Annotated in this window: 26 protein-coding genes; 1 reads left to right on the top strand and 25 read right to left on the bottom strand. The window is 31.4% G+C overall.

All coding sequences use genetic code 11. From position 1 onward, the window contains the following. Positions 1–3: 3 nt before the first annotated feature. The 6 genes from dprA to ABNK64_RS01435 form a co-directional block, all read right to left on the bottom strand. Complete coding sequence (dprA, locus tag ABNK64_RS01410; RefSeq protein WP_349763248.1) at positions 4–1,074, bottom strand: DNA-processing protein DprA; 1,071 nt, start codon at positions 1,072–1,074, stop codon at positions 4–6. Positions 1,075–1,087: 13 nt separating this feature from the next. Then, positions 1,088–1,783: a tetratricopeptide repeat protein gene (locus tag ABNK64_RS01415; protein WP_291255391.1), complete on the bottom strand. Its 696-nt coding sequence runs from the start codon at positions 1,781–1,783 to the stop codon at positions 1,088–1,090. 11 nt (positions 1,784–1,794) lie between these two features. After that, positions 1,795–3,003 carry an exodeoxyribonuclease VII large subunit gene (xseA, locus tag ABNK64_RS01420; RefSeq protein ID WP_349763249.1) on the bottom strand — a complete coding sequence of 403 codons (1,209 nt, stop codon included), beginning with the start codon at positions 3,001–3,003 and terminating at the stop codon, positions 1,795–1,797. 14 nt (positions 3,004–3,017) lie between these two features. Further along, complete coding sequence (gene uvrB / locus ABNK64_RS01425) at positions 3,018–5,000, bottom strand: excinuclease ABC subunit UvrB (protein WP_291255393.1); 1,983 nt, start codon at positions 4,998–5,000, stop codon at positions 3,018–3,020. Positions 5,001–5,121: 121 nt separating this feature from the next. Continuing rightward, the gene (locus tag ABNK64_RS01430) at positions 5,122–6,285 is read right to left on the bottom strand and encodes a YibE/F family protein (protein ID WP_349763250.1); all 1,164 of its coding nucleotides are present in this window, start codon (positions 6,283–6,285) and stop codon (positions 5,122–5,124) included. Positions 6,286–6,304: 19 nt separating this feature from the next. Then, on the bottom strand, positions 6,305–7,684 hold the full coding sequence (locus tag ABNK64_RS01435; protein ID WP_349763251.1) for an alkaline phosphatase: 1,380 nt from the start codon (positions 7,682–7,684) through the stop codon (positions 6,305–6,307). 166 nt (positions 7,685–7,850) lie between these two features. Here ABNK64_RS01435 and ABNK64_RS01440 point away from each other — a divergent pair, with 166 nt between their 5' ends. Then, positions 7,851–8,348 carry a GNAT family N-acetyltransferase gene (locus tag ABNK64_RS01440; protein ID WP_349763252.1) on the top strand — a complete coding sequence of 166 codons (498 nt, stop codon included), beginning with the start codon at positions 7,851–7,853 and terminating at the stop codon, positions 8,346–8,348. Between the two features lie 71 nt (positions 8,349–8,419). On the opposite strand, the gene ABNK64_RS01445 is transcribed toward ABNK64_RS01440, so the two are convergent. The 19 genes from ABNK64_RS01445 to rimO all read right to left on the bottom strand — a co-directional run bounded on the left by ABNK64_RS01445 (position 8,420) and on the right by rimO (position 24,806). Then, the gene (locus ABNK64_RS01445; RefSeq protein ID WP_349763253.1) at positions 8,420–8,848 is read right to left on the bottom strand and encodes an ankyrin repeat domain-containing protein; all 429 of its coding nucleotides are present in this window, start codon (positions 8,846–8,848) and stop codon (positions 8,420–8,422) included. A gap of 79 nt (positions 8,849–8,927) precedes the next feature. Continuing rightward, positions 8,928–9,608 carry a tRNA1(Val) (adenine(37)-N6)-methyltransferase gene (locus tag ABNK64_RS01450; RefSeq protein ID WP_300341823.1) on the bottom strand — a complete coding sequence of 227 codons (681 nt, stop codon included), beginning with the start codon at positions 9,606–9,608 and terminating at the stop codon, positions 8,928–8,930. A gap of 2 nt (positions 9,609–9,610) precedes the next feature. Then, positions 9,611–10,531, bottom strand: coding sequence for a PSP1 domain-containing protein (locus ABNK64_RS01455; protein WP_349763254.1), 921 nt, complete (start codon positions 10,529–10,531; stop codon positions 9,611–9,613). Positions 10,532–10,601: 70 nt separating this feature from the next. Continuing rightward, positions 10,602–11,279: a RadC family protein gene (gene radC / locus ABNK64_RS01460; RefSeq protein WP_291255400.1), complete on the bottom strand. Its 678-nt coding sequence runs from the start codon at positions 11,277–11,279 to the stop codon at positions 10,602–10,604. Between the two features lie 23 nt (positions 11,280–11,302). Next, positions 11,303–12,355, bottom strand: coding sequence for a nicotinate-nucleotide--dimethylbenzimidazole phosphoribosyltransferase (gene cobT / locus ABNK64_RS01465; protein ID WP_498041121.1), 1,053 nt, complete (start codon positions 12,353–12,355; stop codon positions 11,303–11,305). Between the two features lie 14 nt (positions 12,356–12,369). After that, on the bottom strand, positions 12,370–12,948 hold the full coding sequence (locus ABNK64_RS01470) for a histidine phosphatase family protein (protein ID WP_349763255.1): 579 nt from the start codon (positions 12,946–12,948) through the stop codon (positions 12,370–12,372). 9 nt (positions 12,949–12,957) lie between these two features. Beyond that, a complete protein-coding gene (gene cobS / locus ABNK64_RS01475) occupies positions 12,958–13,731 on the bottom strand; it encodes an adenosylcobinamide-GDP ribazoletransferase (RefSeq protein ID WP_291255402.1) in 774 nt (257 codons plus the stop codon). Positions 13,732–13,749: 18 nt separating this feature from the next. Beyond that, complete coding sequence (cobU, locus tag ABNK64_RS01480) at positions 13,750–14,313, bottom strand: bifunctional adenosylcobinamide kinase/adenosylcobinamide-phosphate guanylyltransferase (RefSeq protein WP_349763256.1); 564 nt, start codon at positions 14,311–14,313, stop codon at positions 13,750–13,752. A gap of 154 nt (positions 14,314–14,467) precedes the next feature. After that, on the bottom strand, positions 14,468–16,105 hold the full coding sequence (locus ABNK64_RS01485) for a DEAD/DEAH box helicase (RefSeq protein ID WP_291255404.1): 1,638 nt from the start codon (positions 16,103–16,105) through the stop codon (positions 14,468–14,470). Between the two features lie 270 nt (positions 16,106–16,375). Further along, on the bottom strand, positions 16,376–17,506 hold the full coding sequence (gene dnaN, locus ABNK64_RS01490; RefSeq protein ID WP_349763257.1) for a DNA polymerase III subunit beta: 1,131 nt from the start codon (positions 17,504–17,506) through the stop codon (positions 16,376–16,378). Positions 17,507–17,536: 30 nt separating this feature from the next. After that, positions 17,537–18,355: a sigma-70 family RNA polymerase sigma factor gene (locus ABNK64_RS01495; protein ID WP_291255406.1), complete on the bottom strand. Its 819-nt coding sequence runs from the start codon at positions 18,353–18,355 to the stop codon at positions 17,537–17,539. A gap of 25 nt (positions 18,356–18,380) precedes the next feature. Then, positions 18,381–19,382, bottom strand: coding sequence for an NAD(P)H-dependent glycerol-3-phosphate dehydrogenase (locus ABNK64_RS01500; protein WP_349763258.1), 1,002 nt, complete (start codon positions 19,380–19,382; stop codon positions 18,381–18,383). Between the two features lie 9 nt (positions 19,383–19,391). After that, on the bottom strand, positions 19,392–19,994 hold the full coding sequence (gene plsY / locus ABNK64_RS01505) for a glycerol-3-phosphate 1-O-acyltransferase PlsY (RefSeq protein ID WP_349763259.1): 603 nt from the start codon (positions 19,992–19,994) through the stop codon (positions 19,392–19,394). 12 nt (positions 19,995–20,006) lie between these two features. After that, positions 20,007–21,362, bottom strand: coding sequence for a 23S rRNA (uracil(1939)-C(5))-methyltransferase RlmD (gene rlmD / locus ABNK64_RS01510; RefSeq protein ID WP_349763260.1), 1,356 nt, complete (start codon positions 21,360–21,362; stop codon positions 20,007–20,009). Positions 21,363–21,368: 6 nt separating this feature from the next. After that, positions 21,369–21,626: a hypothetical protein gene (locus ABNK64_RS01515; protein ID WP_291255410.1), complete on the bottom strand. Its 258-nt coding sequence runs from the start codon at positions 21,624–21,626 to the stop codon at positions 21,369–21,371. 1 nt (position 21,627) lies between these two features. Then, positions 21,628–22,569 carry a 16S rRNA (cytosine(1402)-N(4))-methyltransferase RsmH gene (rsmH, locus tag ABNK64_RS01520; RefSeq protein ID WP_300341833.1) on the bottom strand — a complete coding sequence of 314 codons (942 nt, stop codon included), beginning with the start codon at positions 22,567–22,569 and terminating at the stop codon, positions 21,628–21,630. Between the two features lie 62 nt (positions 22,570–22,631). Next, positions 22,632–22,889 carry a YggT family protein gene (locus ABNK64_RS01525; RefSeq protein ID WP_300341835.1) on the bottom strand — a complete coding sequence of 86 codons (258 nt, stop codon included), beginning with the start codon at positions 22,887–22,889 and terminating at the stop codon, positions 22,632–22,634. Between the two features lie 15 nt (positions 22,890–22,904). Further along, the gene (gene pgsA, locus ABNK64_RS01530; RefSeq protein ID WP_291255413.1) at positions 22,905–23,438 is read right to left on the bottom strand and encodes a CDP-diacylglycerol--glycerol-3-phosphate 3-phosphatidyltransferase; all 534 of its coding nucleotides are present in this window, start codon (positions 23,436–23,438) and stop codon (positions 22,905–22,907) included. Positions 23,439–23,468: 30 nt separating this feature from the next. Then, positions 23,469–24,806: a 30S ribosomal protein S12 methylthiotransferase RimO gene (rimO, locus tag ABNK64_RS01535; protein ID WP_291255414.1), complete on the bottom strand. Its 1,338-nt coding sequence runs from the start codon at positions 24,804–24,806 to the stop codon at positions 23,469–23,471. Between the last annotated feature and the right edge of the window lie 21 nt (positions 24,807–24,827).

A 24,827-nucleotide genomic window follows, 5' to 3' on the forward strand; every position in this document is an offset into this window, starting at 1 on the left:
TATTTAAATTTTTCTCCTATACTTTCCTCCAGGAACACTCATCACCACTTTTTTTACTTCTAAATCCATTAAAATAGATAGTATTTCACCTGGTTTCATCAAAGTTGCCATAATAATCTCATCTAGATTTTTTTCTCTCTCAAGAACATTGTATATTTTTTCTTCATATTCTGTCAAATTTAATTTCTTTTTTTCCTCACTTGCTCTCTTTTTCCAATTAAATTCATCTAATATATCCTCTACAGAGGTTACTAATTTAGCACTCGAATTTTTTATAAGATTATTACACCCCTCTGACACAGGAGAAAAGATCTCACCAGGGATTGCAAATACCTCTCTTCCCTCCTCCAATGCCAATTCAGCTGTAATTAAACTTCCACCTTTTATCTTACTTTCAACCACTGTTATACCTTGTGAAATTCCAACTATTACTCTATTTCTCATTGGAAAATTGTAAGCATATGGCAACGTTCCTAAGGGATATTCACTCATAATTAATCCCTTTTCTCCCAACTCTTGCCATAATCTCTCATTCTCTTTAGGGTATACCACATCCAATCCACTACCCACAATTGCTATGCTCTTTCCCCCATTTTCCAATGTTTTTTGATGACAGATTCTATCAATTCCACTTGCTAGTCCACTGACAGTTGTTACTCCATTTTCCACCAACTCTCTTACTAATTTTTCACAAGCTATCTTTCCATATGAGGTGGGCCTCCTTGTTCCTACTACCCCTATCTTTTTCCCTTTTAAAATAGAAATATCTCCTCTATAATACATAAATATTGGTGGCTTTGCTATATTTTTTAACTCCTCTGGATAATCTCCATCTTTGATAAAAAGAAGAGACACTCTATTCTCTCTTAATCTTTCTATCTCCTCTTTCAAGTCTACTTTTTGAGAGTCCCAAATCTTTTCTATCTCTTCAATCTCCAATTTGTAGCTATCTTGTAACACTCTTTTATCAACTTTAAAAATATCTTCATACTCTTCAAAGAACTTCAGTAGTATTCTAAATGTCCTGTCTTTTATATCCACCACTTTTAACCTATACCACTCCAAGCCCCTCACCTCTTTTGTGATTTTAATTATTTTTTAACTCTGCATATAGTCTTATTAACATATCTCTTATTACCTTCGAATTAGGATATCTATTTCTTCCAACTTCCAATATATTTTTTGCTTCTCCATAATTTTTAGTTATCATATAAACATCTCCAAGCCCTGTATATACTGCTTCATCTTGTCTATATTTCATATACTTATTAAAATCATTGATAGCCTCTGAATAGTTTCCAATATTTCTATTTATAACCCCTCTTCCTAAATATGCTTCATAGAAATTAGGATCCATCTCTATACTCTGAGTGTATAGTCTCAATGCATTCTCATTGTCATTTAAAAATCTTGCTGATGTAGCTGCCCCAAAAACATTCTTTATGTTTGTATTATCCCTTGAAAAAACCTCATAAGCTTTTTCATATCTTCCATTTTTAAAGTAGTAATCTCCCACATTAAAAAGCTCATTACTGTTGTTTTGTAGATAATCCATATAGATGTCAAATTCCTTTTTATACTCCTTATAATTCTTCTGTAATCTCCATTTATCCCTATCAAAAGAGATCTGTTGATCCAACTCTTTTATTCTCTCCCATCTCTGATTCATCTCTTGTCTACTTACATCTACCTTCTCTTTTTCACTGTCCCCTTTCCAGAATAAAAATCCCTCTCCATAAACCAAACTTCCCATTAAAAACAATAAACTTACTATCTTCTTCATCAAATATCTCCTCAAATCTTTATAATCTTCTCTACTCTTCCTGAAATTGATCCATCATTTAATCTGATATCAATCTCCTCTCCTATCTCTAAATCATCTACACTTTTTATGCTAACACCAGCCTTACTAACAACACTATACCCTCTTTCCAATGTTTTTAGAGGATTTAAAGTTATCAATCTCTGTATCTTATTCTCCAAACTATTTCTTTTACCCTCTATGTAATAGGTAATAGCCTGTTGTAGCCTTCTCTCCCTCTCAACTAAAACACTGTTTTTCTCCTCTATCACTTTTGAAAAACTCTTTATGTAGTAGTTGTTCTCTCTGCTCTCTAACTCTTTTCTCTTCTTATTTAATATGTTCTTCATAAGGGTATTTAGATATCTCTCTCTATCCTCTAATCCCTCTATACTCCTCTTTCTCTCTGGAACAGATAGCTCTACTGCCTGTGTTGGAGTAGCTGCTCTTACATCTGCAACCAAGTCTGTCAAAAGGTTATCTATCTCATGCCCTACTGCTGATATTATTGGTTTTTCAGAGTTAAAAAATGCCATAGCTGTTTTTTCTTCATTAAAAGCCCATAGATCCTCTATACTTCCTCCACCTCTTCCAGCTATTATCATATCTATTTCAGGAATCTGATTTAGAACCTCTATTCCTCTCACTATCTCATCACTTGAGCCCACTCCCTGTACTTTAGCTGGATACACATATATATTTATAGTATTATCTCTCTTTTTCACTGTTTTTATTATATCCTGTACAGCTGCTCCTGTAATTGCTGTAACTACACCAATATTTCTTGGATAGTTAGGTAGTGGTTTTTTGTAAAGAGATGAAAAATATCCCTTCTTTTCCATCTCTTTTTTTAACTCTTCTAACTTAGCAAACATATCCCCCAACATATTTTTCTTTTCAATATGTCTAACTAAAACTTGGAAATCCCCTCTATTTTCATAAAAGCCAACATCTCCAAATAATTTAACTGAATCTCCATCTTTTAAATCTTCAGCTATTCTCTTAAATTTATACTTGAAAGCCACACACTTTATCTGTGCTTCTTTATCTTTCAAATTAAAATAGAGATGTCCACTTTTATAATAGGTTACTCCTGAAAGCTCCCCTTCCAAAAAAAACTCTTTCAAGTTTGGGTTGTCTTCTATATACCCTTTTATCATTCTATTAAATTCAGTTACTGAATAAGTTCTCTCTTCAAACATAATTCTCCCTCAAATTAAAAATCTAGTAACAATTTTTTTAATTTTATCATCTCATCTCTTTTTATTATAGCATTTTCAAAATCCAGCTCCTTAGATAGTTTTACAATCTCTTTTTCAAGTTTTCCTATCTCTTTCTCAATATCACTCTTTGAACTAAAACTCTTGATATCTTTATCTTTTGTCAATTCCTCTGGTAGTCCATAATCTAGATTTATAACATCTTCACTTATCTCTCTTATCACTGTCTTAGGATCTATACCATTCTCTATATTATACTGATTTTGTATCTTTCTTCTTCTATATGTTTCATCTATAGCTGCCTTCATAGAATCTGTTAAAATATCTCCATAGAGTATAACTCTTCCCTCTACATTTCTAGCTGCTCTTCCTATAGTTTGGACCAATGAACGCCTACTTCTTAAGAATCCCTCTTTATCTGCTTCCAGTATAGCTACAAGAGAAACTTCTGGTATATCCAATCCCTCTCTAAGTAAGTTTATCCCAACCAATACATCAAATTCACCTTTACGTAACCCTTTTATTATATCTATTCTCTCTAATGTATCTATATCTGAGTGCATATATTTAACTCTAATTCCAAGTCCCAAATAATACTCTGTGAGTTCCTCTGCCATCTTTTTAGTAAGCGTTGTAACCAAAACTCTCTCTCTCTTCTCTGCTCTCACTCTTATCTCTTCCATTAGATCATCTACTTGATTTTTAGTTGGTCTGACCTCTATCTCAGGATCTAATATCCCTGTTGGACGAATCAATTGTTCAGCTATATTTCCATCTGATTCAACCATTTCAAAATCTCCTGGAGTCGCTGAGACAAAAACTGTCTGTCCAGTTAATCTTCGGAACTCTTCAAATCTCAAAGGTCTATTATCAAGTGCTGATTTCAATCTGAATCCATTATCCACCAAAGCTTCTTTTCTTGCTCTATCTCCATTATACATTCCCCTAATCTGAGGAACAGATATGTGTGACTCGTCAATATATGTAACAAAATCCTTTGGAAAATACTGTAATAGTGTATCCGGTGTCTCTCCTACTCCCTTTCCTGATAGGTATCTAGAATAGTTTTCTATACCCTTACAATATCCAATCTCTCTTATCATCTCTATATCATACTCTGTCCTCTGTTTCAATCTCTGAGCCTCCAAAAGTTTTCCCTTCTCTTCAAAGGCTTTAACCTCTTCTATCTTATCCTTTTGAATCTCTGCTATTATTCTTTCTACATCTCCATCTTCAGTCAAATATTGAGTAGCTGGATATATCATTATTCTCTCTAGATTCTTTTTTATTTTTTGTCCTGTTAAAGTATTTATCTCTGAGATCTCTTCTAAGTCCTCGTCCCAAAACTCCAATCTATATCCACTCTCCATATATGAAGGATATATATCTATTACATCTCCCTTTATTCTAAACTTTCCTCTTTCAAAAGCTAGATCATTTCTTTCATACCTAATACTTATTAATCTTTGGATTAGCTCTTTTCTACCAATCCCTGTTTTTCTATCAATAGGAATTGTCATCTTCTTATATGTCTCAGCTGACCCTAATCCATAAATAGCCGATACAGAAGCTACTATTATTACATCTCTTCTATTAATTAGAGCTGCTGTTGCTGCCTGTCTCAATTTTTCTATCTCATCATTTACAGATGAATCTTTTTCTATATATGTATCTGTTACAGCTATATATGCTTCTGGTTGGTAGTAATCGTAATAGGATACAAAGTATTCAACAGCATTCTCTGGAAAAAATGATTTATATTCACTATATAATTGTGCCGCCAATGTTTTGTTTGGAGCTAATATAAGTGCTGGTCTATCTGTCTCTTTTATTATATTAGCAATAGTAAAAGTCTTTCCAGATCCTGTTACCCCTAGAAGTACTTGGTCTGCTATCCCATTATCTATATTCTCAACTATTTTTTTTATTGCCTGTGGTTGATCTCCCATAGGAGTATATTTAGAATGTAATTTAAACATTGAATCACCTTTTTTATTTTTATAATTTAATTATACCATATTTACTCCCTATATCATAAAAAATAATAATAAAAATAGGATTGCTGTCTCCTTTTACAACAATCCTATTTTCTAATTTTTCTTATTTTAAAATTATATTAAAAACTTTTTTAAGTGGACATCTCTTTTTTAAGATACTCTCCATATCTATTTGTAAAGAGTAAATCACTCCCCCTATATAAGTTGTCATTGGAGCTACTACCACTAACCCTATGCTCCCTATTATTATTTTAATTATTTCAGAAGTTATCAGCTTCATATTTAAAATCTGTAACAATGTCATATCTCTTTCTAAAAATAGCATCATTAAAGTTAAAAATCCTCCTGAATATGCTAATAACAATGTGGTTGTCATTGTTCCTATTACAGATCTCCCTACATTAAATCCAGATTTTATTAGTTGAGGAGTTGAAATTTTAGGATTATGATATTTTAACTCCTCTATTGTTGCTGCCATATCCATTGCTATATCCATTGCAGCTCCACTTGCACCTATCACTATAGCTGAATAAAATATTTTTAATATATCTATTCTCATAGCACTTGCAAAAACAACGCTTTGAGCAAAAGGCTGATTCATTCCATCTATCCTAAATATATCTCCAAAAAGAAAAGTTAAACTTGCTGTAGTAAATAATCCAGACATTGTTCCTAAAAAAGCTGTGATACCCTTTCGTGTAAATCCTGCTACTAAAAAAATAATCAATGCCGATAAAAATACTAAAGTTATAATTGTTATAAAAAATATATTTTCACCATCTTTTAATGCAGGTATTAAGTATTCCCAAATTATTACTACACTTCCCACAAATGATATAAGTGATTTAAATCCTATTCCTCTAGCATAGATTAATAATAAAACTATAAAAATACAACCTAATTCCACAATTTTATCCATTCTTAATAACGATAGTGCTTTCCCTACTATTTCACCCTCATTCTCCCAAATTGCAACTAAAATTTTATCTCCAGTTGAATAAACCTCATCATATTCCATACTACCATTCAATAAATTATTTATCTCTATTACTTCCCCTTGGTACTTTCCACTTAATATCTCTACTTCTAAATTTTGACTTCCTATTCTAGAGATTCCTTGAGTTATCATATTACTGTTATCTATTGATATAACTCTCCCTATCTGCTCTTTTTTTAATACTTTTTCATCTATACATTCTCTTATTTTTTCATTAAAAATTAGAAAAGTAAGAGAAAATACTATTATCATAACTCCTATTTTTTTCAACCTAATTAACCCCCTAAGGTTATTTTATCTCTTTTCCCATGCTGTTAGCTATACTTCTAGCCACATCAGTGTTATCTTTAAATCCTGTAAATTTCTCTGCTCCTTCACCTACAACTGCCAATGGTACTTGTACTCCTGTATGTGCAAAAGTAGTCCATTGCATTCCTGATCTTTCTGATATAATATGGGCTACAGCTATTGCAGTAGGACTATATCCACCAAATGTATCTCCAACCTCTTCCTTCTCATCTTCTATTTTCATAGCTTTTAAAATACTTTCTTTTTCTTTATCAGTTAAATTTTTAAGTCCTAAGTTTTTTTCAATATAGTTAAAATACTCTGTTTTATCTCCTTTATATATCCCTTGTAATGTATCTTCTATTGAGACTTTTACATTTTTTAGCTCATCTAATTTCATATAGTAATTATTCCCAAATCCCAATCCCATTCCACCTGTTTCATGGTCAGCTGCTACAACTATTAATGTATCTTGTGGATATTTTTTGTAAAATTCATATGCTGATTTTATTGCATCATCAAAAGCTAGAGTATCATATATTGTCCCTGCAACATCTTGAGCATGAGAAGCATGGTCTATTCTTCCTCCCTCTACCATTATAAAGAATCCATCTTTATCTTTAGATAAAAGTTCTATTCCCTTATCAGTCATCTCTTTTAAAGTTGGATACTCTCCATTTTTATCATCTATTGTATATGGCATATGTGAAGCTTTAAAAGTAGCTAAAACTTTTTCTCCCTCTTTAGGATTCCACTTCTCAAAATCTTTTATTGATTTTTCCCCTAAATATACTTGATATCCTCTCTCTTTAAACTCACCTATTAAATCTCTATCATCTTTTCTTTTACTTGTTAATCCACTATTTTTTCCAACAAAATGTCTATATCCTCCCCCAGCTAAATAATCTACACCACTATCCACATAATCAACAGCTATACCATTTTCATCATCTCTATCTATATTATGTGAAGCAAATACAGCTGGAGTTGCATGAGTTATTCTTGTAGTTGTTACTAATCCTGTTGCCATACCTTTTTCTTGTGCTATTTCTAAAAGGGTTTTTAAATCTTTTCCATCTTTATCTTTTGCTATATATCCATTGTTAGTTTTGTGTCCTGTTGCTAGGGCTGTTCCTGCTGCTGCTGAATCTGTTATTAAAGTGTTTGCTGAATAAGTAGTTGTTATTCCTACTGTTGGTAGTGAGTTCATCAATAATTTTTCATCTTTTTTTAACACCTGTTTTTTAAACTCTTCAGTTATCTGTCTTTGACCCGCTCCCATTCCATCTCCTATAAAATAGAATACATACTTAGCTTGTGCAAAGCTTGTCACTGCCATCATTGTCATTCCTAAAAACATTATTTTTTTTCTACTTAACATAAATTCCCTCCACACTATTTTAATTTCTTTGACAAATTAATTTTATCTTTTCTATGTTAATTTATTATTTATTTCTTGTAAAATCTTTGTAAATTTATCTTAAATATTGACAAAGAATTTTTAGCACTATATAATTTAGTTAATTTTTATTAAATTGGAGGAAAAGATGAATTTTAGAAAAGCTGAAATCAAAGATGTAGAAGATATTTTAGAGATAATATCCCATGCTAAAGATTATATGAAAGAAAATGGTCTTACTCAATGGAATGGAGAATATCCAAATAGAGAGGTTATCTTAGGAGATATAGAAAAAAAGATAGGATATGTTTTAATTGTAGATAATCTTGTAAGAGGGTACCTTGTGGTAGATTTTGTTGATGATGAGATCTATAGAGCTATTAGAGGAGCTTGGAAAACTGATTCTGAGTACGCTTCTATACATAGATGTGCTATGCATAAAACTCTTAGAGGAAAGGGGTATGGAAGTGAACTTTTTAAATTTGCTGAGAATTTAGCAATAAGTAAAAATATCTCATCAGTAAGAGTTGATACTGCACCTGACAATCTAACTATGAAACACCTATTTGAAAAAAATGGTTATGAGTATTGTGGATTAGTATTTATTGCTGGGGATAAAATAGCATATGAAAAAGTTTTGAAATAATCTTTATACTATTTAATGAAAAAAGAAGAAAATTGTTTATCCAACTTTCTTCTTTTTTATTTACAATTATTTTAATAATCTTCTAATCTTCTATGATGACTCATCTTTTCAAAGCCACTTCCAGCTCCTACATAATCAGCACCACTATTTTCAATAACTTTTAGTACATTGTTTGACTTAGAAACTCTTGCTAAGTTAATAGCTGTTCTCTGATGATTATTTTTTATATCTAAATCTCCACCAAATTCTAATAAAATTTCCATTATCTTTCCACTATCTTTTTGAGCTGAAATATGTAGAGCTGTATTTCCATCTTTATTCTTAGCATTAGGATCTGCCCCATTGTATAATAAAGCATCTACAAACTCATACTTATCCATTTCTACACAAAGATGTAAAATTGTATTTTTCTTATCATCCAACTCCTCAATAGAGTCCATATCTAAATTTTCTTTAAATCCTTTTAGATCATCTTGTTCAACAAATTTTAAAAGTTCCATTTTGTTCTCGTAAATTTTCTCCTTCTGTTTTGATAATAAAAATCTCGTTGTCAATCAATTATAGTTACTTTTTTCTCTTTTAATAACCACTCTCCTCAAGAAAAAGAGGAGGCATTATCTCCAATTGTGCTTTTTTTCCTTTCCAAGCTTCAATCAAAACAAGATTTGAATTTTTCTCCTTAGAAAAATAGACAAATCTCACTCTTTTCAGAGAAAAACCACACTCTTCCAATACTTTTGCAATCTCTGTAAATCTATAACTTTGGTGTACAAAGGTAAAACTTCCTCTTGGTTTTAAAAGTTTTTTAGCACTTTTTACAAGCTCCAATAAGTTAAGTTTTATCTCGTGTCTAGCTATAGCCTTACTTGTTAAATCATTTTGTTTCTTTCCGTCTACCTTCATATATGGTGGGTTTGAAACTATATAATCAAAGGAATTACCCATTGAATAATCCTTGATATCACAACCTATTATTTTTATATACTCATCTAAGCTATTTAATGTTACATTTTTTTTAGCTAATAGAACATTCTCCTCTTGGATATCTATCCCTGTTATATCCTTTCCCTTATCCTTAGCATAAAGTAGTATTGGAATCACTCCATTTCCAGTTCCTATATCCAATATTTTTCCACTTTTACTAGGTAAAAAAAAGTCTGATAGTATCACTGCATCTACTGAAAATCTAAATCCATTTATTTTTTGAATAATCTTATAATTATCCTTTAGTAATGTCATATTTTCATCTTTACACAACATAACTATTCCTTCTCTAACTCCTTATGAGCTAACTCCTCTGCTGTCTTAGCATTTTTCAATCTATTTGCCTCTTTTATATTGAATCTAATCTCATCTACATCAAATTTTATCATACCTTTATTCTCTACATCTACAAACAGATACCCATTTAAAGGACTTATACTCATAACTTTTCCGTCTCCACTTGGAGTCTTTACATGCTGATTAACTGCTGGATAACGTCTTAATGCCTCTTCATATTGCTGATACTCATAATTTATACAGCAAAGTAATCTTCCACACACTCCAGAGATTTTTGCTGGATTTATTACCAATCCCTGATCTCTTGCCATCTTTATAGATACAGAGTCAAATTTATTAATAAAAGTTCTACAACATAGCTCTTTTCCACATACTCCTACTGTACCCAATATTCTAGCTTCATCTCTAACACCGATCTGTCTCAACTCTATTCTAACTCTAAATATATTAGCCAAGTCCTTTACCAGATCTCTAAAATCTATTCTTCCCTCTGCTGTAAAGTAAAATATCAATTTTGTCTTATCAAATGTATACTCAGTTTCTACAAGTTTCATTGGTAATTTATGATGATTTATTCTCTCTTTACAGATATTTTTAGCTTCTAGAGATAGTTTTTTTAACTCTTTGTACTTCTCCTCTTCCTCTTTACTTGCTTTTTTCAACACTGGTTTCAAAGGTAGAACTAGATCTTTTTCATTTATCATTCTTGGTTCTCCATAAACTACTCCAATCTCTTTTCCTCTTATAGTATCAACTATTACCTTATCTCCCTTTTTATACTCAACTTTATCTACAACTTCAAAGTAGTATCTCTTCTTAGTAACCTCAAACATAACTCCTAATACATTATAAAATTTAGGTTCTTGAGGTATCTCTTGTTGTTCTTTATTTAAATTTTCCATTAATCCTCCAAGTTTTGCTACACACATATTTTATATCATCTTATCATAATTTTTGTCACAATACAAGCTTCTAAATCAAGCCTTCTTCTAAAAAGCTAAAATATCCGTCTCTTGTCACAATTATATGCTCTAATAACTTTATTTCAACCAGTTCTAAAACCTCTTTCATATGTTCAGTTATCTGTATATCCTGCTTAGAAGGTCTAATATTTCCAGAAGGGTGATTATGTGCAAATATCACTCCCTTAGCCTTATAAAATAACGCTCTCTCTAAGATCTCTCTCGGATATACAGCACTCTTATCTATTGTTCCCGTAAAAAGAGTTTCACTCCCTGTAAGTACATTGAAATTATTTACAAATAAGACTTTAAACTCCTCTCGATTTGAAAATCCAATCTCACTTCTCAAATATCTCAAAAGAGAGTTTTTATCTCTAAGTTGTATCTCCTCTCTCTCTAATTCTCCTCTATAGAGATTTTTAGACAGATCTCCCAATATTTTTAGAAAGATTGCACTGCTCTCCTTTATCCCTGTTATACTGTAAAGCTCCTCATAATTAGCACTTACTACATTGTCTAAATTTCCAAATTTTTCTATCAACTCTTTAGCTATTGGCTTAGTATCTTTTCTAGGTATCACATATGTCAATAAAAGTTCTAGTATCTCATATTCGTGAAAAGCTGAATAGCCTCCCTGTAAATATTTTTTTCTAAGTCTTTCTCTATGACCCTCAACTTTACTCTCCATATATCTTCCTCCTAAAAAGAGTTCTATTTAAAAAGTTCATATACAGCTACTGGTGTTTTCATCCCGTTTATCATATCAATAGCACACTCTATCATTGGATAAGTGAGTACAGCACCTGTTCCCTCTCCCAATCTCATCTCCATATTCAAAAAAGCTTTTTCATCTAAATTATCCAATACAACCTTCATTCCTGGCTCTTCACTCATATGTGTAAGAAGTATAAAATCTTTTACTTTTGGCTCTATTCTACAAGCTGTTAAAGCTGCTACTGCTGAGATAAAACCATCTACAAGCATCAACTGTCTATATTTTAAGGCTCCTAGATACATTCCCACCATACAAGCTATATCCAAACCACCAACATGAGCTAAGATATCAACAGGATCCATCTCAAATGTGTTATATCTTTCACAAGACTCTTTTATCACTTTTTTCTTTTTTAGTAATCCAGAGTCAGAAAGACCTCCACCTCTTCCTACTATCTCATCTATATCCCCTCTAGTTAAAGAGTATAATACTGCAGAGCTTGTAGAAGTATTTCCTATTCCCATCTCTCCATTTGAAAAAATAGTTACTCCTTCAGATTTTTCCTTTATCATATCCATACCTATCTCTATGGCTTTCAAACACTCTTCTCTACTCATTGCTGGCTCTTTGTAAAAGTTATTAGTTCCTCTTTTTACATTTCTATCATACAGATTGGCATACTCTCTTGGAATTGCTTCCTTTATTCCAATATCTACTAAATTAAACTCAACGCCCAATCTTTTTGTAAACAACCCAATACAAGCTATTCTATTCAGCATTGCCTCTGATACTATTCTTGTATACTCCTCTGGACATGAAGATATACCCTCTTCAATAATCCCATTATCTGCAGAAGCTACAATATGACATTTTTTATCTATATTTTTTACTGGATATCCATATATTCCCGCCAATTTTAGAGCAATCTTCTCTATCACTCCCAAACTTCCCTGTGGCTTCATCTTTCTATCCAATTCCTCTTGAGCTAATTTTATGCTCTCTAGATCTTTTCCATCTACACTCCCTAAAATACTCTTTATTCCCTTCACTTTTATCACCCTATTTATATGTTTAATCCCTTCATTACAGGATATCTATCTACAAATTCAATTATACAGATCCCACCATTTTCTAATGAATACTTCCAATAACTCTCCAACTCTTTAGAGAAATACCAACTCAATATACAATTGATAACTCCCCAGTGAGTTATCACTAGATTATCCTTTGTAAGATCTAGCTGTTCCACAAACTCCACTGCTCTTTTTTGCATATCTCTCGGACTCTCTCCAGAAACAAAGTTATAAGTTTCCCACTCTTTTTCACTTCTTTCACACTCTTCAGGATATTTTTTCTTTATCTCCTCATAGGTAAGTCCTTCAAAAATTCCAAAGTTTATCTCTCTTAGCCTTTTATCTGTAACTATATCTCTATTTAAATAATTTATCATCTGAGCTGTTTCATAACATCTCTTTAAATCACTAGAGTAGATATTGTCATAATGAATCTGAGATAACTTGGTTGTAGCTTTCTTTACCTGCTCTCTTCCCTTACTATTAAGCTCTGGATCCAACCAACCAAAATATGTTCCATCTACATTCATGTCTGTCTGTCCATGTCTCACTAAGATAAGTTTTCCCATATTACACCTCTATAGTAAAACAGCTGTACACACATATAAAACGAATATTCCTATTACCTCTGAAAGTTCAACAACAGCTCCCAATGTATCCCCTGTTATTCCACCTATTTTTCTAGTCATAAGTTTTGCAAATATGTATCCTAACACCATTAATACTGGTATTGTAATTAATAGTGTATAAGGTAGCATAAAAATCTTACATACAACTGCACCATATATTAAAGTTAGTACTGTTGCCACTAACACTCCACAAGAATTAGTATGATCCACAAAAGTTTTTCCCATTCCAGTAGCTCTTGCATATGGAGCTGAAGCACAGTTAATTACACTATTTAATCTTGCAAAAGCTGGAATCAATAAAAATATAACCCCAGTTGATAAACCTACAACCATTTCCAATTCATAGATTAGAGCAACCTTAAGTATAAAATAAAGTATTAATACTAATCCACCATTTGTCCCCAATCTTGAGTCCTTCATTATATCCAACATCTTCTGCTTACTTCTATAACTGAATATTCCATCAAAAGTATCTGCAAGTCCATCTAGATGTAATCCACCTGTTAAAATTACCTCTATTATCACTAATATTACAGCCATTACCATTGGCGAATAAATTATATAACTTAACCCCCAATAAAATCCAAATAAAATTATTCCCATTACCATTCCAACTATAGGAAAAAATTTCATACTCTTTCCTAAGTTATCTGAATCAAATTTTGGCTCAAACCCAACGGGTAATCTTGTCATAAATTTAAAAAGTAGTGCTATTCCGTTCATATATTTCCTCCATTACATCTATTTTAATTTTAATTGTAAACCTGATACTGCCATATAGGCCTCATCTGCATAAGTTCCAGCTATTTGATTCATTCTTCCACATATATCTCTAAAATATCTTCCTAGCGGATAGGCTGGAACAACCCCCATTCCCAACTCATTGGAAACAACTACCACATCTATCTTTTGATTTTTCACATACTCAAAAAAGCTTTCAATCTCATCTTTAATCTCTAATTCTATCCTATCTACTTCATCAGTTGAGATATTATCCCAATCACACTCTCTATCCATTATCATAAGATTGGTTACCATATTAGTTAGACAATCTAAAAGAATTACTCCATCTCTCTCTGCATACGGTGAAATTTTTTCAATGAGATTGCTATACCCTTCAATTGTTATCCAATTTTCTCCTCGTTGCTCTTTATGCTTTTTTACCCTAGCTTTCATCTCATCATCAAATGGAATTGAAGTAGCTAAATATATTTTCTGTGTATACTCTTTATCAAAAATATATTTTTCTGCTTGAAGACTCTTTCCACTCCTAGCTCCACCTGTAAAATATACTATTCTTCCCATTTTTTTCACTTCCTAACTTAGCTTTCAATGCTCTAATTATACCATAAATAGAGAGCTTTGAGTAGTAATTATATTTTTTTATGAAAAAAGGAGAAATTTTATTGAATAAAAATTTCTCCCTTCTTCTATTTAATTATTTTAATATCAATTGTTTTTAGTTCTCTTTTTTCTTTCTTCTTGAGTTCTCTTTTCTCTCTTTACCTTTGCTAGAGTCCCCTGATTTATCCTTAGCTTTTTCTACTAATGGTTTCTTTCCATTTTTCTCTTTTTGGAATGCTTCAAGTATCATTTCAGCTTCTGTAAATGGAACTGACATAAATGAGAAGTTTTCAAATACCTCTACATTTTTTATCTTTCTATCATCAACTTTTGATCTTTTTATTACATAGTCCACCAATTTCTTAGGAGTCATAGCATTTTTTCTTCCCAATGCTATAAACAATCTAACTTTTCCAGATTTTTCTAGCTTAACTTCACTTATCTCATTGTAATTATTTTCATCTAGAATATCATCATAAGCATGTTTCAATAGAGCTGATACTATATCCAATGCTTGCTCACCGTTTAAAAGTTCCTTAGCAAACTCTTTAAAGTTATCATAGTTTCCTTCAGCTAAAATTCCATTTAACTCTTCCATAAGTCTAAACTTTTTAGCTTGAATTACATCTTTAACTTCAGGTACTCTCTCTTTTCTGATCTCAGTTTTAACTATTCTTTGAATCTGAAGAAGTCTTCTATACTCTTGTGGAGTTATAAATGTAATAGCAGTTCCCTCTTTTCCTGCTCTTCCAGTTCTTCCTATTCTGTGTACATAACTCTCAGCTTCTTGAGGAATAGAGTAGTTAATTACATGTGATAGATCATTTACGTCTATCCCTCTAGCAGCTACATCAGTTGCTACAAGTACATTTATCTTTTTAGCCTTAAATCTTTTCAAAGTAACTTCTCTATAGTTTTGGCTAATATCTCCATGTAATCCTTCTGCATCATACCCTCTATCATTTAACTTTCCTACTAGATCGTTAGCATCATTTTTTGTACGACAGAAAACAATTCCATAGAACTCTTTTGTTAAATCAATTATTCTGCATAAAGCTTCAAATTTATCTCTCTCATGCACTTCAAAATATATTTGGTCAGTTAAATCTGTTGTTAACTCTCTAGCTTTTACAGCTAATACTTCATACTCTTTCATATGATTTTTAGCTATCTTCAATATCTCATTTGGCATAGTTGCTGAGAAAAATAGCATTCTCTTATCTTCATTTGTCGCTTCAAGAATCTTTTCTATGTCCTCAACAAATCCCATATTTAACATCTCATCTGCTTCATCAAGAATGAAAAACTTTAAGTCTTGTAACTTAATAAGTTTTCTATCCATTAAGTCCATAACTCTTCCTGGAGTTCCAACAATGATATCTGTTCCTTTTTTTAATTGTCTTATTTGGAACTCTATTGATTGTCCTCCATATACAGGAGTAATTCTTATCTTCTTACCGTGTGCTAAGCTATTCATCTCCTCTGCTACTTGTAGAGCTAACTCTCTAGTTGGAGCTAATACTATAGCTTGAATATTTTTATTTGGTTCAAAATTCTCAAGTATTGGTAATGAAAATGCTGCAGTTTTTCCTGTTCCTGTTTGAGCCTGTCCTATTATATCTTTATCTCCATTTAATAGAGCTGGTATTGTTAATGCCTGTATTGGAGTAGGTTGTTCATACCCCTTTTTTGCCAAAGCCTTTAATGTTTTTTCACTTAATCCTAATTCTCTAAATTTTTCTAATTTTTCCATTATTCACATCCTTACAATTACAAATTTCTTATCTGTCCACCTATGTGTCCTATAATAAGTTGTTTACTGTCATATTATAGGAATCTCTCTGTTCTAATTTTATATAAGCAATTTAGCGGATAAAAAGATAATAAATTTTTTATTAATTTATAATTCAGAGAATAATCCTATGTTTTCTTAATGCAGTACAATATATTGTATCATACTTTTTAAATAATTGTAAGTTTTATTTTTTCAAAAATTGTACATTTTATTTTTTTCTTAGAAAAATTAGTCTTTTAAAGCTAATGGCATCAGTATATAAATATACTCCTCTACCTCGTTTTCTCTTATCTTTACAGAGTTATTAGAAGCGATAAATTCTAAAGTTATCTCCTTCTCTTTATCTAAATTTTGTATAAAGTCAGCTAAAAATTTTGTATTCAGTGCTATTCTTATATTATCTCCCTCATACTCTACTTTTAACTCCTCATTAATTTTAGCAATTTCATTTACACCATTTACTTTTAATTCACCATTATTCAATTGAAAAGTAGCTCCATATTTTGATTCAGAGTTATTTCTTACAAAAATAATAATTCTTTTTAACATTTTCATAAATACTTCTGCTTTTATTGTAAGTTTTTTATCATAGTTATTATTTTTCAAAATTCCCTTATAATTTGGGAATGCCATATCTATAACCCTACTTACAATCAATACATCTTCCATTTTAAAGAAGATACTTTTATTTATAAAATAAAATTTTATCTCTGTATTCTCTATACTTCTCAATAATTTTGTCATTGACTCAACTGTATTAAGAGGAATGCTAACTTCAATATCCTCTGTTATCTCATCTAACTCCTTCTCTAAATACACAAGTCTATATGTATCTGTTGTAATAAATTTTAATCTGTTTTTTTCATTTTCCATTTTTACACAGTTTATTGCTAAATTGTCACTTGAAAGAGCTGCTGCATACTTAACCTTTTCAAATATATTAGCTAACTCTTGACTCTCTATTTTAAATATCTCTGTCTTTTCTGAAAAGTTTTCATCTACTAATATTTTAGGAAAATCTGAAGCGTCCATCAATGAAAACTCTGAAGCTGAATCTGAACTCTCTATCAATAGATTTCCATCTTTTTCAATAAATGTCACAACCTCGTCTTTCAATTCTTTCAAATACTCTTCTACCAACTGGTATTGAAAAACAATTTTTCCACCCTCTATTACCTCACTACACTTCATCTCAGTTGTAATAGTTGACTCTAAGTTTGTCCCACAGAAAAATAGTTTATCTCCTCTTGTTTCCACATATGCACATGATATTATTGGTCTGATCTTATTTTCTGTTATTACCTTTTCTATGATTCTCAGTCTTTTTAAAAATTCTAATCTTTCTATTATAATCTTCACTCTATGGTCTCCTTTCAGAATAAATCATTATTAAAAGAATTTATTGTTATTTTTACTATATTGATTCTTTAATTTTTTTAAAGTTTTCTTTTCAATCTGTCTTACTCTCTCCCTAGTTATGTTAAAAGTTTGTCCTATCTCCTCTAAAGTATGTATCTCTTCACCATCTAAACCATATCTCAAGGTTAAAATCTGCTTTTCACGTGTATCAAGTACCTCTACAAGCTCTCTCAACTGGCTTCTTCCAATCTCTTCAATTATCTCATCTTCCAAAGTATGATCTATATTATCTGCTATTGTATCCTCTAAATATATATCATCACCTATACTTGCACTCAAAGACATTGGATCTTGGAAAGTTAAGATAATATCATCTACCTTATCCTTATCCAACTTTAGATCTTGGGCTATCTCTTCTACAGTTGGATAGACACCCTCCTCTTTAACCCTTTGAGTTACATACTTATTTACTCTGTTTAAAAGATCATATTTATATGAAGGAATTCTAATTCCCCTACCCTTACAGATAATAGCTTTATTAATAGATTGTTTTATCCACCATACAGCATATGTAGAAAATCTGAATCCCTTATCTATATCAAATTTTTCAACAGCATAGATCAATCCAAAATTTCCTTCACTTATTAAATCTATAAGACTCAACCCTCTGTTGGTATAACTTTTAGCAATATTAACTACCAATCTCAAATTACATAAAATCAACCTATTCTTTGCTTCATTATCTCCAGCTTTCGCTTTTTTTAGTAATTCTATTTCTTCATTTTTATCTAAAACATCATATTTTCTTATATCTTCTAAATAAAATGAGATAAGGTCCCTATCTAGCATATTACATCCCCACTTTTTGTTTATCTTAGTAAAATTCTACCTTTAATTCTCTTTCCATCAAAGCTTCTACCATATTTTTTGCGTTGGCATTATTATAAATAATATTGTATGTAGCCTCTACAATTGGCATTGATATTCCTAAGTTCTTAGCCTGTTCATACACTGCTTTTACAGTAGGAACTCCCTCAGCTACCATAGTCATATTTGCTAGTATCTCCTCAATTGTTTGCCCTTTACCTAAACATTCACCTACATGTCTATTTCTACTGTGCTTACTTGCACAAGTAACTATTAAATCTCCTATTCCACTCAAACCTGAAAAAGTTCTCTCATCAGCACCTAAAACCTTTCCAAATCTTACCATCTCAGCTATTCCCCTTGTTATTAAAGCTGCTTTTGTATTATCTCCAAATCCCATTCCATCAGCTATTCCAGCTCCTATTGCCAAGCAATTTTTTACAGCTGCTCCTAGCTCTACTCCTACTATATCCTCATTCAGATACACTCTAAAATTCTTTGTATTAAATAGTTCTTGTATCTCTCCAGCCTTTTCCTTCAGTCCAGCAGCAACTATTGTTGTAGGTATTCCTATAGCTACCTCTTCAGCGTGAGTTGGTCCTGATAATACCACTATATTTTTATGATATTTTCCTATTATCTCATCTTTCATAACTTGAGATAATCTCATTCCAGTAGAAACCTCTATCCCTTTTGCAGTATTTACCAATATCATATCTTCAGTTAACTGGTGTGAAAAATTTCTAACTACACCTCTTAATACCTGTGAAGGTACTGAAAATATAACATATTTTATCCCTTTTAATAGATCTTTGCTCTCAGATGTTACATTCAGATTATCTGGAAACTTTATTCCAGGAAGATATCTCTTATTCTCTCTTGAGCTTTGAATCTCTTCAGCTTTTTCTCTATCATATTCCCACATAGTAACTTCATACTCTTTACTTGCCAATACTAGTCCTAAAGCTGTTCCCCAGCTTCCTGCTCCTATTATAACAACTTTTTTCATAACTTCCTCCTATTTTAGTTTGAATTTATTCTCTGTTCCATTAAGAAGTCTTCCAATATTACTTTTATGTTTATATACAACAAATCCACCTATTAATGCTGTCATTATAACTAATGGTACTCTGTCTATTCCATTTTTTATTGGATAAAAATATGTTAATATTGGTAACATTGTTGAAGCTATTATTGATCCAAGAGAGATGTATCTCGTAATAGCCACTACCACTATAAATATTATTAAAAGTGTTAAAGTTACATTTGGAACTAGAAATAAAAATACTCCTAAACTTGTTGCAACACCTTTTCCACCCTTAAAGTTCAGAAAAAACGATAGTGTATGCCCTATTATAGCTATCATACCTATAAGTAACAAATAATTTCCTTCAACTCCATATTTACTAGCTATAAATGGTGGTAAAAATCCCTTTAATGCATCTGCTATAAGGACCATTATTCCATATCTAGCTCCCAGTACTCTATAAGCATTAGTTGCTCCTGAGTTTTTACTACCATAGTTTCTAATATCTATGTTTTTAAAATATTTTCCTATCCATACACCATTAGGTAAAGCTCCTAAAATATAAGCTAATACTATAAACAATATTATTTTCATAACTCTCTTCTCCTATTTATAAAATCTTCCTACTACCTCAGTATGAGATGTTCCTGGAAACATATCCACTGGCTGTACTTCATCTATTTTATAACCTAGTCTAGTCAAAATTTCAGCATCTCTAGCAAAAGTAGATGGATTACATGAAATATAAACAATCTCTTTTATTCCACTCTCTGATGTTTTTATCAAACTTTTTTCCTCTATCCCTTTTCTTGGTGGATCAAAAATAACAGCATCAACTTTATCTCCTCTGTTGATTAATTCTAACATCTTATCCTCTACAGCTCCATTTATAAACTGAATATTCTCTATTTCATTCTCCTGTGCTGTCTTTACTCCATCAAGTGTTGCTGATTCAACTAGCTCTATTGCATATACTTTTTTAGCTTTTTTAGAAAGTATCATAGCAATAGTACCAGTTCCTGAATAAGCATCTACTATATATTTATTCTCTATATTTTCAAAATAATTTATAGCTACATTGTATAATCTCTTAGTTTGTGGCAAGTTTATCTGGAAAAAAGATTTTGGTGAGATGTTGAAGTGTATCCCATCAATCTCCTCTTTTATACTCTTTTCTCCCCAAATAAAGATATTCTTCTCTCCTAAAGCAAAGTTAGTTCTTCTATTATTCAACGATACATATATAGATTTTATTTGACCTATTTTATTTTTTAACTCCATTAGGATATCTTTATATCTCTTCTCTACCTTTGTAGCATTTATTATTAAGACTACCATAGCTTCATCTTTTGAGTTTGTTCTTACCATAATATGTCTCAATATTCCACTGTGCTCTTTCTCGTCATAAACTGATACTTTTTCTCTGTTTAATATCTTTTTTAACTCTCTTATTATCTCATTTCCAAGTTTTGAATTTAATATATTTTCCTCCACTTGAAATACGTCATGTGATTTTCTTTTAAAGAAACCTGTAATAATCTCTCCATTATACTTAGAGAACGGCTCTATTATCTTATTACGATAATGGTATGGTTCTACACTTCCCAATACATCATTGACTCTCACATTTTCTAATTTTCCAATCTTTCTCATCACATCTTCAACCATCAGTTTTTTATACTTTAACTGTGCTGAATATTGCAACATTCCAAAATCACAACCTTGAAAATCTTCAAATGTTATCTTACTCCTGTCCTCTACCCTCTCTTCTCCAGCTTCTACAATCTCCTCTATCAGACCTCTAGCATAGCTTTTCTTTACAGATATTATCTTTATTTTTAGTATATCATTTGGCACAGACATTGGAACAAACACTGCAAAATCATTGTAGTATCCCAAACCTTCTCCGCCATTTACTATCTTGTCTATCTTTATCTCTATTATTTGATTTTTTTTTAACATTAGATATTACTCCTCTATTTTAAAGAACTTTATCTCATTTGAAATACTCATATTTTTCTTTTTTTTCATCTCATTTCCAATTCTCTCTAAATCCATGAGTGAATCGTACTGTAACTCTTTTTTTTCAAGCTCTTTTTGTAGCTCATCTAACTGTTTATTTCCAGTTTTAATGGATAACTCTAATCTAGATACCTTAACTAACAGATTCCCATGGTATAACCACACTGAAATCAATCCAACTAAAAATATTGCTACAATTCTCATCTTAACCTATCCTTTCAACTACTCTCAATTTTGATGAGTGTGCTCTGTTATTAAACTCTACCTCTTCTCCTTCTGGAACTATTGGTTTTTTAGTTATTAGTTTTACCTTTGCCTTTCCACCACACACACATATTGGCAATCCTGGAGGACACTTACAAGCAGTAGCCAAATCTTTAAATTTTGTTTTTACCAATCTGTCTTCTAATGAGTGGAAAGTTATAATTCCCAATCTTCCTCCCACTTTTAGAGAGTCCACAGCCTTATCTATAGCTTTTTCTAAAACCTCTAACTCTCTATTAACCTCTATTCTAATAGCTTGGAAAGTCTTCTTAGCTGGGTGTTTTTGAGCTCTCTCTGGATAAGCTCTCTTTATTATAGCTACGAGTTCTCCTGTTGTCTCTATGTTTTTCTCAGCTCTAGCTTCACATATAAACTTAGCTATCTTTCTAGCATTTCTCTCTTCCCCATACTCAAATATTATCTTAGATAATTTTTCCTCTGGGTACTCATTTACAACTTCATAAGCTGATAATGGGTTACTTCTATTCATTCTCATATCTAACTTTGTATCATATCTATAAGAAAATCCCCTCTCTGGATCATCTAACTGTGTTGAAGAAACTCCAATATCCATTAAAATTCCATCAACTTTATCATATCCAGCCATGTATAGTACCATATCTAAATTTTCAAAATTATTCTTAAATACTTCCCATTTTTTTCCATATTTTTCCAATCTCTTCTTAGCAAAATCTATTGCTTGTTGATCTTGATCTATTGATATAAGATGCCCATTTTCAGATAGTTCTTTTAAGATCCCCTCTGAATGACCACCTCCACCTAAAGTACAATCTAAATATACTCCATTCTTATCTACTACCAAGTTATCTATACACTCTCTGTATAACACTGGTATATGGTATTCACTCACTATATCTTCCATCTTTTTCTCCTTAAAAGTTTCATTTTTAAATTACAAAAATAGAGAAGCTTTAAGCTTCCCTATTAAAATATAAGCATAAAAATTAATCTTCTCAAAATTATAAAAAAGAAATATGCTATAATAGGCGAAATATCCATTCTCATATTTCCTATAGGTATAAGCATTCTAAATGGTCTTAATATTGGCTCCGTTGTATTATATATTAACTCTGTAAATCCATTTCTTGACATTGGTGATAACCATGAAAGAACAACTCTTATTAAAATAAGAGTGTTTATTACACTAACTAATAGATCTACTATCCTTACAATTAAAATCATATCTAGTACCTCTTTCTATTTTGAGTTTAAAAAATAATGTTTTGCTTTAGAAGTATATTCCCAACCAGACCATAGTGTTAATATAACTGGAATCATCATCATATAGATATTCCACTTATTATCCCCAAAAATAATCATTATAAGTATCACTATCATCTGACTAGTTGTCTTATACTTCCCTAGCTTTCCTGCTGGTATAACCTCTCCTTTAGCAGCAGCTAGCATTCTTATCCCACTTATTAAAAATTCTCTTGCAATCACTACAATTGACATCCATGAAGGGATATATCCCAAATCAACAAATATGACTAATGCTGATATAACAAGAACCTTATCAGCCAATGGATCCATAATTTTACCAAAATCTGTTACCAAATTATGTTTTCTTGCTAGGTATCCATCAAAAAAATCTGTAAGGGATGCTATCACAAATATAACAAAAGCTATTGCCCTATAACTAAATCCTCCCTCATTTGAAAACTGAAGAAAGTATATAAAAGGTACAGCGAGTACAAGTCTTAAAAATGTTAATTTATTTGGTAAATTCATTTTTATGCTCTCCTTTATATTTTTTATTCTCTATTTTTCATTTTTTACTATTGGTCCAACAAAATCATACTCAAAATTCTGTTCAAACTTAACTTTAACAATTTCCCCAGGTTTTGCTGTACCATCAGTTGTTAGAACTTTTCCATCTATCTCCAATGCCTGTCCTCTTGTTCTTCCTTCTAATAGGTACTCACTTTCACTAGAAACACCATCTATCATAACTTCTATCTCTTGTCCTAGTAATTTTCTATTTTTTCTCTCTGCTATCTCGCTTTGTAAATTTACAAGCTCTGCATATCTTCTCTCTTTTATCTCTTCTGGAACCTGATCAGGTAATCCATAAGCTACTGTATCCTCTTCTCTTGAATATTTGAATACACCTGCATAATCAAACTCGAACTCTCTTACATACTCCATTAACTCTTGGAAGTTCTCCTCTGTTTCTCCAGGGAAACCAACGATAAGAGTTGTTCTAATTGTAGCATCTGGAATAGCTGTTCTTATTCTATTTAAAACACTTTTTACCTGTTCTCCACTCTTTGCTCTAGCCATATTTCTCAATATATTGTCTGAAACATGTTGTATTGGTACATCAAAGTATTTACAGATCTTCTCTTCAGTTTTCATCACTTCGATTAACTCATCTGTTACATACTCTGGGTGCATATAATAAGTTCTTAACCATTTTAATCCATCTATCTTACATAACTCTTTCATCAGAGCTGCCAGCTTCTTGTCTCCATATAGATCAATTCCATACTCAGTAGTTTCCTGTGCCAAAAGATTTATCTCTTTTACTCCACTAGCCACTAATTGCTTAGCTTCTTGTACTATATCCTCTATACTTCTACTTCTTAATCTTCCTCTCATCTGTGGTATTATACAGTAAGTACAAGCTCTATTACACCCTTCTGATATCTTTAAGTAAGCTGTATGTGCTGCAGTTGTTATAACTCTCTCTGTGTTAGCATTAGCTAGGAAAGTTAGGTTTGTTGTTTCAACCACTTTTTTATCAGCTAAAATCTCATCTACAACTCTCTCTATCTTATCTATATCACCAGTTCCTATTACTGCATCAACTTCAGGAAGCTCTTTTAATATCTCCTCTGAATATTTTTGTGCTAAACAACCAGCTACTATCAATTTTTTTAAGTTTCCAGTCTCTCTAAGTTCACTTACTTCTAGAATAGTCTCTATTGACTCCTCTTTTGCATCTCCTATAAAACCACAAGTATTAACAATTACTATGTCAGCTTCTGCTACCTCACTTGTTAGCTCCATGCCCTTTCTTTTAGATAAAATTCCTAAATAGTGTTCACTATCTACCAAATTTTTACTACAACCTAAGCTAATCAAAGCTAATTTCATTCTTTATTTTTCTCCTTACAT

Source organism: Fusobacterium sp. SYSU M8D902, assembly GCF_040199715.1.
Taxonomy (GTDB): domain Bacteria; phylum Fusobacteriota; class Fusobacteriia; order Fusobacteriales; family Fusobacteriaceae; genus Fusobacterium_A.

What these genes read in the sequence shown, in the direction of transcription:
- ABNK64_RS01500 (WP_349763258.1), bottom strand. Translation starts at nt 19,382, where the DNA reads ATGAAAAAAGTTGTTATAATAGGAGCAGGAAGCTGGGGAACAGCTTTA.
- rimO (WP_291255414.1), bottom strand. Translation starts at nt 24,806, where the DNA reads ATGAAATTAGCTTTGATTAGCTTAGGTTGTAGTAAAAATTTGGTAGAT.
- ABNK64_RS01525 (WP_300341835.1), bottom strand. Translation starts at nt 22,889, where the DNA reads ATGATTTTAATTGTAAGGATAGTAGATCTATTAGTTAGTGTAATAAAC.
- cobU (WP_349763256.1), bottom strand. Translation starts at nt 14,313, where the DNA reads ATGGGAAGAATAGTATATTTTACAGGTGGAGCTAGGAGTGGAAAGAGT.
- ABNK64_RS01470 (WP_349763255.1), bottom strand. Translation starts at nt 12,948, where the DNA reads ATGGGAAAACTTATCTTAGTGAGACATGGACAGACAGACATGAATGTA.
- ABNK64_RS01515 (WP_291255410.1), bottom strand. Translation starts at nt 21,626, where the DNA reads ATGAGAATTGTAGCAATATTTTTAGTTGGATTGATTTCAGTGTGGTTA.
- plsY (WP_349763259.1), bottom strand. Translation starts at nt 19,994, where the DNA reads ATGAAAATAATATTGTTTATAGTATTAGCTTATATTTTAGGAGCTTTA.
- ABNK64_RS01495 (WP_291255406.1), bottom strand. Translation starts at nt 18,355, where the DNA reads ATGCTAGATAGGGACCTTATCTCATTTTATTTAGAAGATATAAGAAAA.
- ABNK64_RS01415 (WP_291255391.1), bottom strand. Translation starts at nt 1,783, where the DNA reads ATGAAGAAGATAGTAAGTTTATTGTTTTTAATGGGAAGTTTGGTTTAT.
- cobS (WP_291255402.1), bottom strand. Translation starts at nt 13,731, where the DNA reads ATGAACGGAATAGCACTACTTTTTAAATTTATGACAAGATTACCCGTT.
- rsmH (WP_300341833.1), bottom strand. Translation starts at nt 22,569, where the DNA reads ATGGAAGATATAGTGAGTGAATACCATATACCAGTGTTATACAGAGAG.
- ABNK64_RS01455 (WP_349763254.1), bottom strand. Translation starts at nt 10,531, where the DNA reads ATGGAAAATTTAAATAAAGAACAACAAGAGATACCTCAAGAACCTAAA.
- ABNK64_RS01445 (WP_349763253.1), bottom strand. Translation starts at nt 8,848, where the DNA reads ATGGAACTTTTAAAATTTGTTGAACAAGATGATCTAAAAGGATTTAAA.
- xseA (WP_349763249.1), bottom strand. Translation starts at nt 3,003, where the DNA reads ATGTTTGAAGAGAGAACTTATTCAGTAACTGAATTTAATAGAATGATA.
- ABNK64_RS01450 (WP_300341823.1), bottom strand. Translation starts at nt 9,608, where the DNA reads ATGTTGTGTAAAGATGAAAATATGACATTACTAAAGGATAATTATAAG.
- rlmD (WP_349763260.1), bottom strand. Translation starts at nt 21,362, where the DNA reads ATGTTAAAAAAAAATCAAATAATAGAGATAAAGATAGACAAGATAGTA.
- uvrB (WP_291255393.1), bottom strand. Translation starts at nt 5,000, where the DNA reads ATGTTTAAATTACATTCTAAATATACTCCTATGGGAGATCAACCACAG.
- pgsA (WP_291255413.1), bottom strand. Translation starts at nt 23,438, where the DNA reads ATGAATTTACCAAATAAATTAACATTTTTAAGACTTGTACTCGCTGTA.
- radC (WP_291255400.1), bottom strand. Translation starts at nt 11,279, where the DNA reads ATGGAGAGTAAAGTTGAGGGTCATAGAGAAAGACTTAGAAAAAAATAT.
- ABNK64_RS01440 (WP_349763252.1), top strand. Translation starts at nt 7,851, where the DNA reads ATGAATTTTAGAAAAGCTGAAATCAAAGATGTAGAAGATATTTTAGAG.
- ABNK64_RS01435 (WP_349763251.1), bottom strand. Translation starts at nt 7,684, where the DNA reads ATGTTAAGTAGAAAAAAAATAATGTTTTTAGGAATGACAATGATGGCA.
- ABNK64_RS01485 (WP_291255404.1), bottom strand. Translation starts at nt 16,105, where the DNA reads ATGGAAAAATTAGAAAAATTTAGAGAATTAGGATTAAGTGAAAAAACA.